This is a genomic window from Parabacteroides sp. PH5-46 (genome assembly GCF_029892785.1).
In the GTDB taxonomy this organism is placed as follows: Bacteria; Bacteroidota; Bacteroidia; order Bacteroidales; family Tannerellaceae; genus DFXE01.
In genome coordinates, this window is the sequence record NZ_JARXXA010000008.1 from 172,930 (window position 1) to 192,221 (window position 19,292).

Annotated in this window: 23 protein-coding genes and 1 tRNA gene; 21 read left to right on the forward strand and 3 right to left on the reverse strand. The window is 38.2% G+C overall.

Annotated features, from left to right (window positions below; all coding sequences use genetic code 11):
• Positions 1–2: 2 nt before the first annotated feature.
• The 13 genes from M2470_RS10450 (at position 3) to M2470_RS10510 (ending at position 11,755) form a co-directional block, all read left to right on the forward strand.
• The gene (locus M2470_RS10450; RefSeq protein ID WP_280744869.1) at positions 3–1,541 is read left to right on the forward strand and encodes a RagB/SusD family nutrient uptake outer membrane protein; all 1,539 of its coding nucleotides are present in this window, start codon (positions 3–5) and stop codon (positions 1,539–1,541) included.
• A gap of 32 nt (positions 1,542–1,573) precedes the next feature.
• Complete coding sequence (locus M2470_RS10455) at positions 1,574–2,965, forward strand: hypothetical protein (RefSeq protein WP_280744868.1); 1,392 nt, start codon at positions 1,574–1,576, stop codon at positions 2,963–2,965.
• 4 nt (positions 2,966–2,969) lie between these two features.
• Positions 2,970–4,469 (forward strand): glycoside hydrolase family 30 beta sandwich domain-containing protein, encoded by a 1,500-nt coding sequence (locus M2470_RS10460; RefSeq protein WP_280744867.1) that lies wholly within the window; start codon positions 2,970–2,972, stop codon positions 4,467–4,469.
• A gap of 11 nt (positions 4,470–4,480) precedes the next feature.
• Entirely contained in the window at positions 4,481–5,812 is a 1,332-nt protein-coding gene (locus M2470_RS10465; protein WP_280744866.1) for a DUF5125 domain-containing protein, read from the forward strand.
• 94 nt (positions 5,813–5,906) lie between these two features.
• On the forward strand, positions 5,907–6,431 hold the full coding sequence (locus tag M2470_RS10470) for a hypothetical protein (protein WP_280744865.1): 525 nt from the start codon (positions 5,907–5,909) through the stop codon (positions 6,429–6,431).
• Between the two features lie 160 nt (positions 6,432–6,591).
• A complete protein-coding gene (locus M2470_RS10475) occupies positions 6,592–7,167 on the forward strand; it encodes a DUF937 domain-containing protein (RefSeq protein ID WP_280744864.1) in 576 nt (191 codons plus the stop codon).
• A gap of 422 nt (positions 7,168–7,589) precedes the next feature.
• A tRNA-Cys gene (locus M2470_RS10480) sits at positions 7,590–7,660 on the forward strand.
• A gap of 150 nt (positions 7,661–7,810) precedes the next feature.
• Entirely contained in the window at positions 7,811–8,980 is a 1,170-nt protein-coding gene (locus M2470_RS10485) for a site-specific integrase (protein ID WP_280744863.1), read from the forward strand.
• A 244-nt stretch (positions 8,981–9,224) separates the two neighbouring features.
• Complete coding sequence (locus M2470_RS10490; protein WP_280744862.1) at positions 9,225–9,953, forward strand: hypothetical protein; 729 nt, start codon at positions 9,225–9,227, stop codon at positions 9,951–9,953.
• 440 nt (positions 9,954–10,393) lie between these two features.
• Entirely contained in the window at positions 10,394–10,753 is a 360-nt protein-coding gene (locus M2470_RS10495; RefSeq protein WP_280744861.1) for a hypothetical protein, read from the forward strand.
• Positions 10,750–11,307, forward strand: a complete 558-nt coding sequence (locus tag M2470_RS10500) for a hypothetical protein (protein ID WP_280744860.1) — start codon at positions 10,750–10,752, stop codon at positions 11,305–11,307. Before M2470_RS10495 ends, M2470_RS10500 begins: the two co-directional genes overlap by 4 nt.
• A 6-nt stretch (positions 11,308–11,313) precedes the next feature.
• A complete protein-coding gene (locus M2470_RS10505; RefSeq protein ID WP_280744859.1) occupies positions 11,314–11,496 on the forward strand; it encodes a hypothetical protein in 183 nt (60 codons plus the stop codon).
• A 49-nt stretch (positions 11,497–11,545) separates the two neighbouring features.
• Entirely contained in the window at positions 11,546–11,755 is a 210-nt protein-coding gene (locus M2470_RS10510; RefSeq protein WP_280744858.1) for a hypothetical protein, read from the forward strand.
• 112 nt (positions 11,756–11,867) lie between these two features.
• Here the strand turns inward: M2470_RS10510 and mobC are convergent, their stop codons facing one another.
• From mobC to M2470_RS10525, 3 genes are all read right to left on the reverse strand, one after another.
• Positions 11,868–12,275 (reverse strand): plasmid mobilization relaxosome protein MobC, encoded by a 408-nt coding sequence (gene mobC / locus M2470_RS10515; protein ID WP_280744857.1) that lies wholly within the window; start codon positions 12,273–12,275, stop codon positions 11,868–11,870.
• 462 nt (positions 12,276–12,737) lie between these two features.
• Entirely contained in the window at positions 12,738–14,192 is a 1,455-nt protein-coding gene (locus M2470_RS10520; RefSeq protein ID WP_280744856.1) for a primase-helicase family protein, read from the reverse strand.
• 216 nt (positions 14,193–14,408) lie between these two features.
• Positions 14,409–14,594, reverse strand: coding sequence for a helix-turn-helix domain-containing protein (locus M2470_RS10525; protein ID WP_280744855.1), 186 nt, complete (start codon positions 14,592–14,594; stop codon positions 14,409–14,411).
• Between the two features lie 445 nt (positions 14,595–15,039).
• On the opposite strand from M2470_RS10525, the gene M2470_RS10530 reads away from it, so the two are divergent.
• The 8 genes from M2470_RS10530 (at position 15,040) to M2470_RS10565 (ending at position 19,204) form a co-directional block, all read left to right on the forward strand.
• Positions 15,040–15,336: a type II toxin-antitoxin system HigB family toxin gene (locus M2470_RS10530; RefSeq protein WP_163309834.1), complete on the forward strand. Its 297-nt coding sequence runs from the start codon at positions 15,040–15,042 to the stop codon at positions 15,334–15,336.
• A 4-nt stretch (positions 15,337–15,340) separates the two neighbouring features.
• Positions 15,341–15,706 carry a helix-turn-helix domain-containing protein gene (locus M2470_RS10535; protein WP_280744854.1) on the forward strand — a complete coding sequence of 122 codons (366 nt, stop codon included), beginning with the start codon at positions 15,341–15,343 and terminating at the stop codon, positions 15,704–15,706.
• A 14-nt stretch (positions 15,707–15,720) separates the two neighbouring features.
• The gene (locus tag M2470_RS10540) at positions 15,721–16,176 is read left to right on the forward strand and encodes a DUF3990 domain-containing protein (protein ID WP_280744853.1); all 456 of its coding nucleotides are present in this window, start codon (positions 15,721–15,723) and stop codon (positions 16,174–16,176) included.
• On the forward strand, positions 16,173–16,628 hold the full coding sequence (locus tag M2470_RS10545; protein ID WP_280744852.1) for a hypothetical protein: 456 nt from the start codon (positions 16,173–16,175) through the stop codon (positions 16,626–16,628). Before M2470_RS10540 ends, M2470_RS10545 begins: the two co-directional genes overlap by 4 nt.
• A 31-nt stretch (positions 16,629–16,659) precedes the next feature.
• Positions 16,660–16,872, forward strand: coding sequence for an XRE family transcriptional regulator (locus M2470_RS10550; protein WP_280744851.1), 213 nt, complete (start codon positions 16,660–16,662; stop codon positions 16,870–16,872).
• Positions 16,873–16,993: 121 nt separating this feature from the next.
• Positions 16,994–17,473 (forward strand): GNAT family N-acetyltransferase, encoded by a 480-nt coding sequence (locus M2470_RS10555; protein ID WP_280744850.1) that lies wholly within the window; start codon positions 16,994–16,996, stop codon positions 17,471–17,473.
• A 257-nt stretch (positions 17,474–17,730) separates the two neighbouring features.
• Positions 17,731–18,165, forward strand: a complete 435-nt coding sequence (locus M2470_RS10560) for a DUF3791 domain-containing protein (protein ID WP_280744849.1) — start codon at positions 17,731–17,733, stop codon at positions 18,163–18,165.
• A gap of 538 nt (positions 18,166–18,703) precedes the next feature.
• A complete protein-coding gene (locus M2470_RS10565) occupies positions 18,704–19,204 on the forward strand; it encodes a cupin domain-containing protein (RefSeq protein WP_280744848.1) in 501 nt (166 codons plus the stop codon).
• Positions 19,205–19,292: the final 88 nt, after the last annotated feature.

Consider the following 19,292-nt stretch of genomic DNA (forward strand, 5'->3'; position numbering starts at 1 on the left):
AAATGAAAACGAAATATATTATATCCATTCTGTCTGCCTGTCTGATGGCGTCCTGTTCGTTGGGCTATGATCCGTTAGATACGTATTCTGATGTGACGGAAGGAGTAAGTACGGATAGTGTTCAGGTAGTCTTTAAGGATAAAGAAGCTGTACTATCACACAGACAAACATTGTTGGATGTATACAAAAATGGCCAGGAGCACTGGTATCTTGATATGTTATTGCTTGCCGAATCACATTCGGATAATGCATACGCCGGTTCGCCTAATGCAGAAACAACTCCCTTTGAAGTAAACTCTATCGAAGGTTCCAATACCAACCTGAAACGTGACTGGAACGGACATATGGGGAATATAGCACAGGCCAATAAGATGATCTGTCATATCGACGAAGTAAAAGATCCGTCTCTTACAGATGCTGAGAAACGCCAATACAAAGCGGAAGCCAAAATCCTGCGTGGGATGATCTACTTCGACATGGTACGTATCTGGGGAAATGTACCTTTGGTAATCACTACCGCTGGGGATATCTCTTCTGAAACAGTAACAGATGTATATCCGGCTTATTTCCCTCCACAAACAGATGAACTCACTATCTATCAGCAGATAGAAGAAGATTTGCTTGAAGGCTTGCAATATGCACAGAATAATACTCCGGATGATAAAAGACAATTCACAAAGTCGGTAGCGCGTGCATTATTGGCAAAGGTATATGCCGAGAAGCCATTGCGTGATTATGACAAAGTGATTAAGTATGTAGATGAGCTGGCAAGTGACGGTTTTGCTTTGCTAGATAACTTCAGCGACCTTTTCGAAGTGGTTCTGACTGATCCGAATCTACCTCCTTCACAGGAAAACAAAGCAATTGAAACAAAAACGCGTAACTCGAAAGAAACCATCTTTGAAGCTCAGTTCTTCCCTGCAAATACAAACTGGGTCGTTTGGATGTTGGGACGCCCCTTGAATGACTGGACATTCTATTTCACATGGCTGAAGTGGATTACTCCTTCGCGCGACCTGATCAAAGCATTCAATAGCGAAACCGGGGATAAACGTTATGAGCAGACCGTTGTATACTACCAATGTGACTGGAATGTGTATTATCCGGCTAATAATTATGCTTTTATGTATAAGTGCCGTAGTGCGTACAATAGTATGATAAAGATGCGTTATGCAGATCTTCTTTTGCTTAAGGCTGAAGCTCTTATTAGTAAAGGTGATTATGCAGGGGCTGCACAGATTATCAATCAAACGCGCCGTCGTGCAGGTCTTTCGGCTCTGCCTACATCAGCTTCTGCCAGCAAAGATGCTATTCTGAATGCTTATTTGAAAGAACGTCGCCTGGAGCTGGCTCTTGAAGGGCAGCGTTGGTTCGACCTTGTACGCTTGGATAAGGTAGAAGAAGTAATGAATGCTGTATATGCCAAAGACGAAGGACGTCCGGCTCAGGTATATCCTTTCACTTCTTTGTCGTATATCCTGCCCATTCCACAGGATGTGATTGATCAAAATCCGAATCTGGTTCAAAATCCTGGTTATTAATTCGGTTAAGAAACATATTAAAAATTTGAAATATGAATTCATTATATAAGTTTTGTATCTTGCTGGGGATAGCTACTTTGTTGTTTGCTTCATGCGATGACGAATATGGCCCTCGCAAAGAATCAACACCGGTGATACAATCGGCTGGTATAACTCCCGCCAGCTTCACCTTTGGCGACTCCATAACACTGACGGCCTCTCTCATAGATCCGGCTACTACTCTTTCTATGCTGGATTATGAAATCGTATCGGAAAACAGAGTAATCACCTCCGGAAGCATTCCTGTAAATGGGGAGACGGTTGAGGTTTCTCATCCTATTTTCGTTCCGCTGTTAAGCAATCAGGCGGATAATGCGAATGTAAAAGTTAATCTGGTAGTTACTAATATCTTGAAAGGTTCTGTTTCTTCAGAAATAACTGATCTGACAGGGAAACGTCCTGTATACAACCAGCTTTACCTGGTTGCCGATGATGGTAATGTAGCTGTTCTTAAAGCACAGTCGGCGGATAAGTATGTCGGTTCTGATCTTACATTTGACAGTTCGTTCAACTTTAAGATAGCAGAAAAGATCAATGCAGATAACACAATAGACTACTCTGGGGCGGTTTATGGCAATGTAAATGGCAAAATAGCCATGATTGACGAAAAAGGCGAGTCTGCATTTGCTTATACGCCCAATGTAGATTACACAAAGTCATTTACATATGACAATTTTGCATTCAGTGTGACTGCTGCCGGTAGTGCTCTGGGAGCTGACGATATTGCATTGAGCGCTTTTGGCGAACAGGATGTATATAACGAATCATTCCGTACGCTAACACGTAAGCTTGAAAACGGAAAGACATATACTCTTGTTGGTAAATTAGCAGACAAGGTAAATGTTTACAATCCGGATTTCTTTGAACGTACATCAAATAGCAAAGTGAAGTTCTTAGGCGAAACAGGCGAATACACGATTTATTATAACCCGGTTCGCAAGAACATAATCGTAGGAGTAGATAATCCTTCTTATCCTCAATACTTGCTGGCTTGTGGTTATGGACTGGGATATCCTACAAACGTAACTTCTGCGGAAATTGCTGCTGTGTATAGTGGACATCAACGGACACATACAGACTGGGGCTTCGGGCATGTAATGAACTATGTGCTGCTGCGCCGTGTGAGCGAAGGTGTGTATCAGGGTACCTTCTATACTCCGGGAGATAACGATCATTACGCAGGTTTCAAGCCGTTTGAAAACACAGGTTGGGGCAATGAAAAGAAAGCCGGAAGCTTCACATTCACCGGAGAAAAGATCATTACCGGAGATAACGACTGGACCATTCCTAACGGAGATAACGACCCGCGCATAGAATCGACTAATTATCGTTTTACTGTGAATTTGAATAATAATACAGTACATGTTGAAAAAGTAACGCTTTAATAAAATGAAAAGAATATTATATCAGATAAATGTACTCTTGATTGCCATGCTTTGTAGTTTCACTGCATGTAGTGACTCTAATAAAGAGAAAGGTGGTGAAGAGGGAACACAGGAGGAACCAGCAAAAGCGGATGTAACGATGTATGTCACAACGAATACACGTTCGCAGGAATTTAAGAAACAGACTGCTGCATTCAGCGATAAAAGCAATATGTCTCCCAGTACTATTAAACTGGAACCGACTACGCGTTATCAGACAATGGATGGTTTTGGTGCTGCCGTAACAGGATCATCTTGTTATAACCTTATGCAGATGTCGAAAGAGAACCGGGATAAATTCCTGAAAGAAACATTCTCAACAACGGAAGGTATGGGGCAGAGCTATATCCGTATATCCATCGGTTGTTCAGATTTCTCTCTCAGTGAATACACTTGTTGCGATGAGGTTGGTATTGAGAATTTCGGCCTTACATCAGAAGAAACAGATTATGTTTTCCCGATTCTGAAAGAAATTCTGGCCATTAATCCGGATGTGAAGATCATGGGCTCGCCTTGGACTTGCCCCCGCTGGATGAAAGTAAATAACCTGACGGATATGCAACCTTTCAATTCATGGACAAGCGGACAGTTGAATCCGAAGTATTATGCGGATTATGCAACTTATTTCGTGAAGTGGATTCAGGCGCTTGAACAACAAGGTTACAAAATTTATTCTGTAACTCCGCAGAACGAACCCTTGAACCATGGGAATTCAGCTTCCTTGTTTATGGGTTGGAAAGAGCAACTTGAGTTTGTAAAGAATCACATGGTTCCTCAGTTTAAGAGTGCAGGCTTGAATACAAAGATCTACCTGTTCGACCATAATTACAATTACGATAATATGGCTGACCAGAACGATTATCCGGTAAAGATTTATGATGCTGGCATTGACGGTGATATTGTAGCCGGAGCGGCATATCACAACTATGGGGGCGATAAGTCCGAACTATTGGATATCCAGGAACGTTATCCGGATAAAGAACTGGTTTTCACGGAAACATCCATCGGTACATGGAATGATGGACGCAACCTTGAGGTTCGCTTGATTGAAGATATGCGCGAAGTGGCACTTGGAACTGTAAATAATTGGTGTAGAGGTGTTATTGTTTGGAATCTGATGCTTGACAGTGAGCGGGGACCCAACCGCGAAGGCGGATGTCAGACTTGCTATGGTGCAGTAGATATCGACAGGGCAACCTATTCGTCTATCACACGTAATTCACACTATTACATTATAGGACACATGTCATCAGTTGTAAAACCTGGAGCTGTACGTATCGGAACTTCCGGTTTTTCGGATGCTGGCTTTTACTTCTCTGCGTTTGAGAATCCGAATGGAACATACTCTGTAGTATTGCTCAATAGTAATACCAGCAATAAGATGGTTACGATTGATGACGGCAAGAACCACTTCAGCTACGAGGTACCTGCAAAATCTGTTATATCATATCTTTGGAAAAAATAAAAAATAGCTTTATGAAAAACTTAAAATATTGGATATTAGGATTAATGGCTTTCTTTATCCTGCCTTCCTGCGACGATGACGATTTAGAAATCAAGCAGGCCGGGAATCCTACGATAGAAGTGAAAAGCCAGTTTGCCAATGTGCATTTTGGTGATGAGCTGCCATTTGTAGTCAATGTAAACGATAATGTTTCTTTGTCTACCCTGACTGCTAAATTGTTCTTCGGGGAAGAAGAAGTGTCAAGTACGGTTATTCGTACCAAAGAAAACGGAGAGTATTCCGGTACAATATCGGTCCCCTTCAATAAAGGTACTCCTGACGGAACAGCAACTTTGACTTTTGTCTTGCTGAATACTACGATGAAGAGTGCAAAACAAACCATCGATGTACCCGTAACGCGGGCTAAATATCCTTATCTGATTCTGGTAACGGAGGACGCTTCTTATCCGATGCTTCCTACGGGAGCCTCTAACGAATATGCGGCAACGGAAGCCTTTCCGTCTACAGATCTTCCGGCTTACATCAAAACTCCGGTGGTAGACGATAAGGGAACAGAGCTTGTTTTCGGTTGGGAAAGTGGAGCGATTACGGAAGGGGTTTCCAGCTACATACCCTTTGTGAGTCCGGTAGGGGGTGCTTATTCCGTGACATTCAATACAAAAACGTATGAAGCAGCTCCATTCTTCGAGATCTTGTTCGATGGCGCGGCAATGAATATGCTCGACAAAGAGAACTATGAGATAGATAAGGAGATGGCTACCGGCCATACATTCACGATAGAAGGTATCGGTGATCTTGCCAATTGGTGGATTGATGCAGATTTCTTGAAGAAAGAAGGCGACAACGAATTTAGCTTCGTTCCTATGAGTGGCAAATATCGCTTCACGGCTAATCTGGCGATGAAATACATCAAGATTGAAGCATTAAGCGGTAATTCGCCAGCTTCACTTCAGGAAGACGGAACGGGTGCTATCTGGGTGATTGGTGAAAGCGTAGGAAAACCATCGGTTGCCGATAACGAGGTGGGATGGAATACTGATAAAGCCATCTGTTTGGCTCCTATGGGTAATAAGAAGTATCAGCTAACATTAGTAGCAGGCGAGACAGTAAATGCGAACTCAATCAACTTTAAATTCTTCCACCAGAAAGACTGGGGTGGAGAGTTTGGTGCTGATGCCATTACTACAAATAGCGATATTATTCTTATTGGTGACGGAACGAATGGCCGCGACTCGGGTAACTTAGGTTTGCATTCCGAACTGGAAGTAGGCGCTACCTACGTCTTTACTGTTGATCTGTCGGCTGGTAACGAACAGGCTGTATTAACGGTTACAAAGAAATAAAGACCGACCAATGTATATTTTTGAAGAGGCTGTTTCCTGTAGGGGGCAGTCTCTTCTGTTTTATTTATTATTTTTGTTACCAAAGTAACGAAAGATGAACTTAAGATCACAACTTTCCCAGCGCATCGGGATGTACGATATTATGGAAATACTGCATCAGGTAAGGCAGGATAATAGCAAAAGGCAAGAATTGTACGATTTGCTACTTCTCGATGATGAGGATGTTGTGAGTTATCAGGCAGCCTGGGTTTTTACTCATTTTTCATCGAAAGAGAATAAATGGTTATGCGCTAAACAAGATGAACTAATAGATAAAGTATTGGTTTGTAAACACGGAGGAAAGCGGCGGATCATTCTTAATTTGCTAAGCAAGCAAACATTCCCCAATCCGCCAAGAGTAGATTTTCTGGATTTTTGCTTAGAACGAATGCTTTCTGTTGAAGAATTACCGGGTGTAAAAACACTTTGCATGAAACTGGCTTATGAATTGTGTCGTCCTATCCCTGAATTAACACAGGAATTAAAGCTGACACTTGAGTTGATGGAGAATGATTTACCTCCATCTATCCGGGCTGTGCGAAAGAATACACTGAAAGCAATACAAAAAAAGCAAGAATAATGAACTTGCTTCTCTTATAAGTTGTTATTCTAACAATTTTGTATTTATCTTTGCGAAGATACCCTTAGATAAAACGAGACTAAAAAAGATAAGGTGCGATATTAAAAACTGTAGCATTTATCTTAATAATTTTATTATAAACAATTAAAGAAAAAGTAAGATGGACATTTCAGATTTATTATCAGTATTTACCAGTTCGGACAGCGTAACATCATTGAGTAAAAGTACCGGCGCACAGCCAAGTCAGGTTTCTGCTTTAATACAGTCAGCCATTCCTATCCTGATGAAGGGTATGCAGCAAAATGCAGCCTCAGAATCCGGAGCCGCTTCATTAGCTAAAGCATTGGATGCACATGCCGGTTCCAATACAAGCAATATCGGATCCTTATTGAAAAATATAGATGTAGCCGACGGAGCCAAGATACTTGGTCACATTCTTGGTGGCAAGAACTCGCAAGTTCAAAGCGGACTCGCTCAGAAAACAGGCCTTTCTTCCTCACAAACAACAGCTATCCTGGCATCAGTAGCCCCTATGCTATTGTCGGTTTTAGGAGGTCAGAAGAACAAAGCCAACGTAGGAAGTGGCGGATTAGGTAGTATGCTAACATCGCTGATTGGCGGTAGTGGCGGTGGCCTCGACGATGTAATATCGGTAGCCCTTGCGGATAAAGACGGCGACGGCACCCCTGATGTCCTCCAAAAACTAGGTGGCCTATTTGGTTTCGGAAAGAAATAACCCCCTCAAACAACAACCAATCTGAGTTGTTGAAAAATACCCTTCAGCCTTCAGTCGCTCACAAACTGTTAAATTACAGCCCGTTTGCCTGAAGGCTGTTTTTATCTACTCTTCAGCACCTCAAAAATTAGAACAGAAAACGTAACCCAATCCCACTATTTTAGTACTTAAGTCGGAAAAAACTATTACTTGTTTCCGCACTTTTTTAGCGGCTCACCTATGTGAGCCACCCAGTTCACAAAGGTGAGCCGTATAGCTCACGGAGGTGAACCACCTCGTTCACCCATGTGAAAGATATAAAAGTAGCTATGAAAATACGAAATCCATACGCCCCGACAAATCAAAAAAAGGGAAGGACACTTGTGTAATTGAAAAAGATTGGTTTACTTTGCACTCGCAAACAAAAGGGCTACGCCCTCCATGGTTCCTTGGCCGAGTGGCTAGGCACCGGTCTGCAAAACCGTCTACGGCGGTTCGAATCCGCCAGGAACCTCTAAGTATGTTGAAGGATTAGAAAGTAAATTTCTAATCCTTCTGTTTTTCAAGCAGTTAGCGCCTTTGTGGTAGAAGGTTTAGAAAGCAAAATTTCAGAAATTGCACACTTTGTTGGTCAAATGTTAGTCAAATTAAAAACGATTAAATCATGAGAGCAACAGTAAAATTTCAGTTAAGACAGTTCTATGTCAGTAAAGACGGTAAGCAATCATTGGCACTACGCTACCTTGTCAATCGCAAAAGCACCTACATTGGTCTTGGTATTTCAATCTATCCAAAACACTGGGATAAAAACGCTTTAATGGTTCGCAAAGGTAATCCGTTATCTTACCAGTTCAACAAAATTATCCGGGAAGTACACCAAAGGGCTACAAGCTTGATAATGGACAACTACAATAACCCGTTGCCTATTCCAAAGTTCCGGGAGTTATTGTTTGAGAAGACAGAAAACCATACTGACTTTTACGACTTTATCACACAGGAGTTAGAATTCTTAAAGACAGACCGCCGAGAAGGGACTATTAAGAACTACAAAAAGCTTATCAATACAATGAAAGTATGGAAGCCAACTCTTTCGTTTAGCGAGATAACGCTCGACTTTATTCAAGCGTTTCACAGACATGAAGTAGAATCCGGCAATATGTTATCTACCGTTTATAAGAAGCATGCTAATTTTAAATTCCTGATAGGTGTAGCAATCGACAAAGAACTAATATCCAAGAACCCGTATGATAAGTTTGAAATAAAAAAGAAAATCAAAGCGAAAAACAACGATGTTCTGACGGAAGAAGAAATCGAAAAGCTATATAAGGTCTACGAAAGCAACACCTATACCAAAGGAAAGCAAACAGTCTTACGGAATTTCCTCTTTGCTTGCTACACCGGACTTTCGTATGCTGAATATAATGTTGTCACCTATGCAGACATAAAGCGCTATACGATTGATAAACACGAGTGTTTTCTACTTTGCAACGAACGATACAAGAATAATATGCCCTATCAAATACCAATTGTCTCTGATAAGGTAAAAGCTTTACTTGGAAGTGGCAAAAACTTCCAAAAGATTTTTTCTATGTTAAGCAATCAGCCTACAAATCGCTACTTAAAAAAGATTATGCAAGAGCAAGGTATCAATAAGCACATGACCTTCCATCGAGCCAGACATAGTTTCAAAACGATAACTGCCCAAAGAGGGATTCTAGAGAAATTTGCTGAACGGATGATGGGGCATACAGAAGGAAACGACATTAAGGATATTTACACCCATCTGCAAGATGAAGACTTAATCCGGGAGATTTTGACGAAATGGATAGCATAAAAGTCTAATTTTTAGAAATGTAGTTTCTATTTCTTCGATTTGTTGTGAGGAAGTGTTATCTTTGTGGGGTGCGTGTTTCGGATAATGACTGCTTATATATATGAGTTGATGGCAAGTGTAACGTAGCACGGTTATAAGCCAATAAAAGCATACTTACAGCAATGAGGCAATATCTGCAAAGCCGTAAGAGCAGAAAGAAATTTATAAACATAAGTCCATAGTAAGGGCGCAAAAAAGTAAAGAAATGAAAAAAAATATGCTTATTTTAGCTGTTGCTGTTTTTTTTGTTGGTTGTTCAGAGAGCAATAAAAACCAAAAATTTTTAGGTCTTAAAGGTAATCCTAAATCAATCAAAGAAACCAAATATGATGCTTTTGAAAAATTCGGAGAAGTGATTGAAGATGACATTGACGAAGTTGTTCTTTATGAGTTTGATAAAACTGGAAATTTCCAAAAAATAGTGTGTTATGATGGAGATGGAGATATGAAGTATTCTATAACAAATATATTTAAAAATGGAGAGTGTATAGAAAGCAAATTCTATCAAAAGTATAACGATGTAACGTCAACAAGCAATTTGAAAAATAGAACGTCAAAAAGTGAAACTTGGGAAAGAAAAACTTCCGATGGCAAAATAACGACTTCTTATAGTGAATTTGACAAGTTGAAAACAACAATAATTACTAAAGATTCGGAAGATAATGTTGTATCAAAAGAAGAACAAACCAAAGATAATAAAGGAAATATCATTGAATTTAAAGTTTATAATGGAGAAGATGTTGCTTATTGGTATAAATCAGCATTCGATGACAAATCTCAAGAGATAGAGAAAAAAATACTTGCTGGTGGATACGATGAAGGCATTTACACTTACAAGTATGATTCCTTTGATAAAAAAGGTAATTGGATTAAAAAAATCGAATACAAAGATGGCGAAATAGAATCCTTGGCAATACGAGAAATAAAGTATTAAAAAGGAAAAACACACCAGCCACCAACAAGCGGTTTGGCGTCAGTCGGACTGATTAGTAGGACAGCGGAAGTTTGGTCGCCCGCTTAGGCATTCGTTTCAGTTGACAGGCTCCGTCCCGCCAACCGCCCGAACGCCAAGCCGCTGACCGTTACTCTTATTCGACTTTATTATACAGCTTTTTATCAGAAAAGCTGTATCTTTGTACTAGAAAATAAGCGGTTTACTCCGCTAAAGACATATTAATAAATTTGCGTTCGCAAACATTTCGCTGTAAGAAACTGGCACTTTCTCAAAGGAAAACGAAATGGAATGTGGTCGCTCATGCCAAAGGCGTGGGCTACTTATTTCGTTTTCCGGGTATGCCAGTACCTTTACAGCGGGTGAGTATGTTCCACGCTTCTTTTTTTGCCGTGGAATTGTGAACCTCAAAACTGTAAAACATGGCAAATAACCCTCTTATCCAAGAAAGCATTGATTATATTACGAAGAACATCAATACGAAAACCTCTGAAATTCCAAAACACCTATTGGAATACTGGTACATATCTGAAGATGTTGCAGATTATTTTAGCACCAAGGGAGATGTTAGTCCCTTCTACATCTTTCTCCACGCCTTCAATACCTACAACAAAACATTAGGGAAAGAAATCGAACTTCCAACGCTTGATATTATGGCTAAATTCGGACAGTTCCAATTACTTATAGGGTTAGCTTTAGGCAAAGAAACGAAAGTTACCTGTAATCCTGTAAGTCTATTTGACTTCGATAATTATTCAAAATTAAATATCACCGATTTATGAAACAAATCTTATTATTTACTCTGCTCTTTATTGCCGTTTCTTGTAATGGCACAGACGATGTTTACAAAACAACCGTATTGGATTATCTACAAACAGAAAATGGAATTAAAACCGATTTTAAAATTGAGTTCGAGAAATTTGAGTTGTCGGATATTACCGTTGCTGACAGTGTGAAAATTCTTCAGGAACAATACCAAATCGAAAAACAAAAGAAAATAGATTCCGCTCAAAAGAGTGTAACATATTTTGAGGGCGTTTTAGAGAAATACAAAGGAAGAAATGATTTGGTCGCCAAGGCATCTGCAGGTCGTTCTCAAAAGGATTTAGAAAAGGCTAAAGCAGAACTGGAAACAGCCATGAAATGGGAACCGGAATATGTCAGCCGATACAGTGGCCGCTCCAGTACTGATATACTTGCCAAGAAAGTAGATACTTACTTTTCTTTCCAAAACCCTAAACTGGCACAACCTGTTCGGCAGGAAATCTCCGCTTATTTTGTACTTTCGCCTGACGGAACGAAATGTTACAAGATGATTAAGTACAACTCAAAATAAATGTTTATGGAGATTACATTGACCCAGTTCAACCGCAGTATGAATAAGTATTTTGAAAAGGTTATAGCAGGCGAAGAAATCATTATCCGAAGAAAAAACGGTGAAAAGTATACTATAAAACACTGCTCACCGGAAGAACTTGAAAGTATGCAAAAGGGAAATAAGTTCACGAGGTCTAAAACTAAATAATATGCATGGAATCTATTTAACTTTTGAAAAATCAAAAAATGCAAGTCTCTTGAAAAAAGACATTTGCAGGCTTTTAAGCAATAATGGCTTCAAGCCCATTTCTGATACTTTCTATATTTGCCATGATGATGGGCTGCTGAATATATTTCGGGTAATACAGTCGCTAAAAGAGAATGTCTCCTTCAAAGATTATATCAGAGATATACACGCTTTCAAGATGGAAGATTTTTCAAGCTTTACTGACATCATCAAAGAATAAATATTTCGATAATCCTATATTATTTGTTTCGATAATATGGGATTATCGTTTTATGTGTTTCTATATTATAGGAATATACGTTTTCATAATACTATAATATATAAAACGTTCGTTATCCTCTTAATATCTTCCGCTCTAAATCCGCAACTTCTCTTTGAGAACGGATAAAATCCTGTAAGTAATTGCTTACTTCTTCCAGTAATGCCGGGGAAATATCACCTGTTTTTTGTGCATAATTGACATATCGGGCAACTTGGTTTATGTTATTTCCAATCTTTTTTAACTCATGTACACTCTCTCTGTACATACTTAAAAATTCTACGGCATTAATAAGGGAAGCTTCCTTATATAAAGCTTTCTTTCTTAAAAATGCTGATACTTCCAAGCCATACTCGGAAGCAATCTTTTTAATTGCTTCTTTTTCCTCTACCGTACATCGGATATAAATACTTTCAGTCCGATTTACTTTGGGTTTTCTTCGTCCTCTTCCCCAACCTCTTTTAGCTTTGTTTTCTTCCATAAAATACATTTTCAAAAAACGAGTTGCGAGTTTTTGGGCTCCTGAATCAGAATTCAGGTAGATGAGTTTTTTGCGGATTTGTCCGCACAAAAACACATCTTGCAAATAAAACCCCCGCACTCAAATTTAACATTTACTCTACATCCTATTTAGAACATTAGGGAAGATGATTTGCTGCTTTATTTTCCCTAATGTTTTTCCTTTTACTGCGTGGCAGTCTGAATAATGTATAGGGGTTTATCGTACTTTGCGTACTTTTTGATTTTACTTACTGTTTATCAATAACTTACAAAGTGCGATTACCCTCTTTTTATCGTACTGATACAGTACTGTAACCTTAAGAATAGTACTCTAAGTACGGTAAGTACGATGATTTTCATCTACCGTACTACTTATCGTACTGCATAAATATCTGTATTTTAGAAACATATAACAGAAAGTACGCAAAGTACGGTAAATGAATTATTTTTTGATACCCCTATCTATTATTGAGAACCACCGGATGCTGTTACTTGTGCGTTCGCTGTACTCCAAATGATAATCAGAGCATTCACAATAGGTTTTCAGATGTTTATAGAAGTTTCGAACATCTGAATAGAAGTGTCTTTCGTTTGGTATCTCGTACAATTCTTTAAAGTGATTATAAATTGTCGATTTGGGATATTCCTTTCCAGATTCAATAAAGCCTTCCTCTAAGCAGCTATTAACATATTCTACAAACTCAAAAGAAGTCTGCTCAATGACTTTTCTTATGTTTAGGTTGATTGGCTTAGGTTCAACTAATCCTTTCTTAAAATAGAACGAAATACTGCTCATCATAAAATTGTCGTATAGGTTCCACTCGGATTTATCCCACTCAGTAAAAAAACGATGCCCAAATTCATCTTGCGGGCTATAACCTCTATGGTAGTGCTCCGAAAACTCAAACTCGATACAACGGTCTTTTGAACTGTCTCCAGTAGTTTGAATTGTTTTATTTGTTGTGATTAACATTTTTGCCTTTATCCGAAAAGGTTGTTGGTTCTTTCGCTGAACAGGCAAATATTCTGTAATATCGTTGTAGAGTAATTCAAAATCAAATGGACTTCTCACGTCATTTAGACAAACTATTTGTGTATCAACCTCCACTTCTTGGTACTTATGCCTGTAAGTGGGGTCAAAGTCCTTACCGTTGATTTCGCAATAGTTCTTAATCTTACCTAAACCTTTGCAGAATAAGGTTTTCCCGGTTCTCCCGCTCGGCGTTTCGCTAATCTTACTATCCGTGAAGATGCTCGCTTTTAGTTTTGTGTCAAAATAGGTATGTAAATTATAGCCTATAATAGACATAAGTGCATGGAAACGGTCTAACTTTTTGCCGGAAACATTAAAGCAGAACTTCGCAAATTCCGCATTCTGACTTTCAATAAATTCTTTCTTTTCAAAATCTCTTGGGAGTATCTGATTTGCCCAAATACACTTATTCAGACTTGCATAGTCATATAGATTGTATCCCTCTTGGGTTACTTTTACATATCCATTCTTGAAATAGAGAAAAACGGAATCCCGGGTGTCCGTATTAAATTCAAGCGACTTATCACACATTAGCAAATTTAGTTTTCTGTCGCAAAAATAATTTGCAGGATTAGAGTAGAACTTTTCAAGCAAAGAATCTCGTCTAACATTATCTTCCAGCTTCTCCGGCAAAGACTTTATATAGTTCAGGAAATAATCCTGTATTTGAGTAATTGAGTACTCTGTAACGACATTGTCTGTAATGCGAATATAGATAGATGCTTTTCCTATATCATATCTGCGGAAGCCAAAGCTTAACAAAAGGTCTATAAACTCCTTATAACGGATTCTTAGCTCTGTCTTAATGTTACCCTCACTATCGGTCTTTACCTGAACAGAGTAAAACTTGATTTCATTTTTCATATACTGATTTCTATGCTATTAGCGTAGAAGTTCGTATCTTTGCACTGTCGGGTGCGTGGAAACGAAGTTTCTACAAAAGACTTAGGATAAGGTTTGTGAAGCTTTATCCTTTTTTATTTCGTTAAACTGAAAACGCCACCTACAAAGATGGCGTTGCAATTCTCCCTAATGTGGTAGTTGGAAGAATTTCAGAAATTGCACAACCTCTGTTGTGTCTCACTTTTTATTGTATTCTCTGATTGAACTCTCGTATATTCGTCTGTCGGGTGTAGTTGCCAGTATGCCACTGGCGACCAAATCAGATATCTTCTTGTGCGAACGTCCCAGTAACCGGGCAACCTGATTGATGGTATACGTCTTTTCTACTTGGTCGGCAACTTGTGGTGGCAATCGCTTATCCATGATTTTTGAAATAACCCTTTCTAATTCTTCCTCATTTATAACATATTGCATCTTCATAATCTAGTAATTGAAAATTGTGTTTAACTATTTAATTGTTTTCTGATTTCTTTGCAAATTTATGGCGTGGAAAGCATATCGCAAAATGGCTAAAATAGCACATCGTTAGATATTTACATATTTTATAATTGAGAAATATACTCCTCGTGAATATTAAAAATCGGCACTGAAAAAGTTATTCGAATAAAGAATATTTCACAACCTGAAAAAGCTGTATTTTTTTATCATTTCTTGGAAGTCTATAACACTTAGAAAAAGTTATTAACTTAGATTAACTGTGCCTTGATTTGCTGTACTCTATTTTATTCTGTTTTTTTAATTCAAAATATGGAATAAAATTTTGCCATTCGGAATTTTGAGCGTATCTTTGTATAAAATATCATACCGAATGAAGATTATCAAGAAGAAGCCATTAGTTGATTTCTACGAGAAACATGCAGATGCAAAGACTCCTTTGGAGGAATGGCACTCAAAGACTAAAAAAGCCGATTGGAACAACTTTAGTGATGTGAAAAAGACTTTTAATAGCGTAGATTCAGTGGGAAACGACAATTATGTCTTTAACATAAAAGGTAACACTTATCGGTTGATAGCAAGGGTTCTGTTTAAGATAAAAACGGTGTACGTTAGGTTTATTGGTACTCACAAAGAGTACGATGATATCGACGACTGTTCTAAAATGTAAGATTATGGCAAAGATTAAAACTGAAAAAGAATACCATGTTGTGATGGAGCGCATAGAAGAGCTTCTTGGCATTGTAAACAACGAAACTCCTATTGACAACAAAGATTCAATAGAGTTAGAACTCCTTTCCAGTCTTGTAGAAGAGTACGAAGACGAACATTATCCAATTGGTACTCCTTCATTGGCGGAAACAATCAAATTGAGAATGTATGAAATGAACCTAACTCAAAAAGGGTTAGCAGAACTTATTGGTATCAGTCCTTCCCGAATAAGTGAAATACTATCGGGGAAAATTGAACCAACCTATCAAGTTGCAAGAAGCATTAGCAAAAATCTGAATATTGATGCTTCCATAGTTTTGGGAGTATAAAATAATAACTGTTTATGGAAATATATCACGGAGGATATTGCTCAATAGAACTTCCTGAAATAATCAAGGGAAAATATGCTAAGGATTTTGGCTCAGGTTTTTATTGTACTGAAATGAAAGAGCAGGCAATGCGATGGGCAAAGCGATATAATACTCCCATTGTTAGTATCTATGAGTTTGAAGCAAACGACCTCTTGAGAATTCTGCATTTTACGGAAATGACAGAAGAATGGTTAGACTTTATTGTAGATTGCCGGAATGGTGTTCCTCATAACTACGACATTGTGATTGGAGCGATGGCTAACGACCAAATATACAACTACATCTCGGATTATGTTAGCGGTGTAATTACTCGTGAACAGTTTTGGGTACTTGCCAAATTTAAACATCCAACACATCAGATAAACTTCTGTACTCCGGCTGCATTGAAATGTTTAACCTTTAAAAGAAGCGAGGAGGTAGGGAAATGACAGGAAGAGAAAAGAAAGAATATAATGACCTTTTCTTTGTTTGCAGCCTGATAGAGTATATTGGACGTAAAACAAAGAATCACCGAAATGTCGTTACCCGTGCTATCGGGAAAGAAAAATTGCAGCATCTATATGATTTAGCAGATGTATATCATAGCGAGAATATAGATAAGTTAAGTGATGAATTAATCGCACAATACGCTATAGAAGAAGGGAACTTCGACAATGTTGCTACAGGGAAATACGCTATACCCACTCATTGGGACATTGGCAAGGTGTACAAACGCTTAATCGTTGATGTTGCCGAGAAACAAAATAAAGAGCCGATTGAAGCCCTTATGGAAGTGTATAACTCGTGGCTATCTCCTAAAATAGAAGACTTTAACAGTAGCATTTACTACGAAAGTCCTGGTTACTTATATGAATCATATAGTAAAGGCGAAGTGCTATAAAGCTGAAATATCATCACGGTTATTTAATTAGATGATTAAGATTAAAACTGAAAAAGAATACCATGTTGTGATGGAGCGCATAGAAGAGCTTCTTGGCATTGTAAACAATGAAACTCTTATTGATAGCAAAGATTCAATAGAGTTAGAACTGCTTTCCAGTCTTGTAGAAGAGTACGAAGACGAACATTATCCAATTGGTACACCTTCATTGGCAGATACAATCGCAGGAATATATAGAGGGTAATGCACCGTTATAGCCCTGATGTGTTTGTTGTTTTCGTATCGCGTAAAAATGTGCACTCCACTGCGTAAAATGTAATAACGTATAAAAACATCTGAATATCAAATGATTGAAGACGCCCGATATGAACTTTAAGAATAGCAAAATCCGCCAAGCAACCTTGTCTGATATTCCAAAGTTGAAAGAGTTATATCAGAATACCATTCTGACTATAAACCGGAAAGATTATACCGTCGAGGAAGTGGAAGATTGGGCTTCGTGTGTAGATGACACCAGTCATTTGGTCGAAAGTTTTGAAGAACAGCATTACGTAGTAGCAGAAGATGAAAGCGGAGTAATTGTGGGTTTTGCTTCTGTTAATGATACAGGTTATATACACACGTTGTTTGTTCACAAAGATTATCAACATCAAGGTATTGCAACATCTTTGTATAAGTTCATAGAAACCTATGCAAAAGCGAAGGGTGTAGAAATGTTAACATCGGAGGTTAGCATCACGGCAAAACCATTTTTCGAAAAACAAGGTTTTCAAGTTGATGAAGTGCAAAAACGGAAAGCAAATCAATTGTATCTCACTAATTTCAAGATGAGCAAAAGGTTTTAATAAGGATGGTATTACTAAAAATAAAAACGCTGATCAAATGTTAGACAAATAACAAAGTTGCAAAGAAGTAACTTTCTGATATTCAATACAAAAGAGCAACTGGCACAAATCCGCCAGGAACCTCAAGAAAAACTCCGAAACTAAGTGGTTTCGGAGTTTTTTCTTTTTAAGAGAGTGAATATTGTTGAAAAAGAATCACCGTTAGAATCACTGTTGTTATTTTTGTAGTAGATGTTATTTTAAAACTTCATTAAGTTATGGGAGAAAGTTTAGTCAAAATGATGTTGCCCTTTAAGATACAGCAACTACTTGAAATGATTATAGAGAATAATGCGTTGAGCGTCAAAGATGCAATACAATATCTCTACTCGTCTAAGTTGTATAAACAGATGTCTGACGAAGACTCATATCTATGGCAGTTAAGTACAGCAAATCTATACGATATGCTTCATACTGAAAAACGCGAAGAAAAAAAGAATGAAAACAAATCTGCTCCTGTATTACTGTTTTTGTCTTTTTGCATAGAAAATTTCAAGGAGTATAAAAAGATTAGCACAGAAGACACCTTATTCTTGTTTAATAAATATGGAGTGCTGGACTACTTGGAAGATGTTTTTGATATGCTGCACACGCAAGGGAAAGAGTATATCATGAGAGAAATAGACGAGTATATTGATAACAGAAAACAATAACATGAAAGTTTATCACGGTTCACTTCATCGAGTTGATAATCCATAAGTAGCATTGGGGCGCCCAAGTACTGATTTTGGCGAAGAATTTTATACAACTACAAATTTTGAACAAGCTAAGCGTTGGGCTATCAAAAAGCAGAAAGCAGCAAAAGATGGTTCAAAGGCTATTGTAAATACGTATGATGTTGACGATAATCTATTAAATAACCCAAAATACAACATTAAAAAGTTCGATAGTCCCAATGAAGATTGGTTAAGTTTTGTGGTTAGTTGCAGAAGGTCAATTCCACACAGGTATGATATTGTCTTTGGGGCTGTAGCAAATGATAGAATCTATACTACAATAACGTTATAGAAAGCACAAGTCTTAACCGCTGAAGAAACAGTAGCACGCCTAAAGGTAGATGATACTTCAATCAAATATCATTTCATGTCCAAATCGCTGTTGATGAATTGGAGTTCATCAACAGCAGAAGAGGTAACGGACTATGGCAAAGATTAAAGCTGAAAAAGAATACAATGTTGTGATGGAGCGCATATGGCAACAATATTAAAATCAGGCGAGAGAAATTTTAAAGAAAATCCTAATCGTGTAGATCACTTCAAGTTGTTTACGGATATGTCGAGAGTGGATAAGGGGGTAGAGCCGGAGAATTTGAATTTCGATGTGCGGCGGTTAGATCCTGGGGAGTTTTGCTCTGCTTATCATTTTCACAGATACGCGGAAGAACTGTTTGTTATGCTTTCGGGTTCTGCTACCTTGAGGACTCCTAAGGGCTTGGAGATTGTAAAAGAGGGAGATTTGATATTTTTCGAAAAAGGAGAAACGGGGGCTCATCAGTTATACAATCATACGATAGAGCCATGTACGTATCTGGATATAAGGACTTTTATTGGGTACGATGTGTGTGAATACCCTGATTCAAATAAGATTTACCTGGCTCCTTCAGCAGAGATTTTCAGAAAAGATTCTACTGTGGAATATTTTGCTGGCGAAAAAGACATTTTAGATGTTTGGAAGGAACTAAAATCTAAATAGTCTATCCTTAAAAGCATTTCATTTATTTGATTGACAATATATTAGTTTGATTATTTCTTGTTTATATCTGCAAGAATTAGTATCTTTA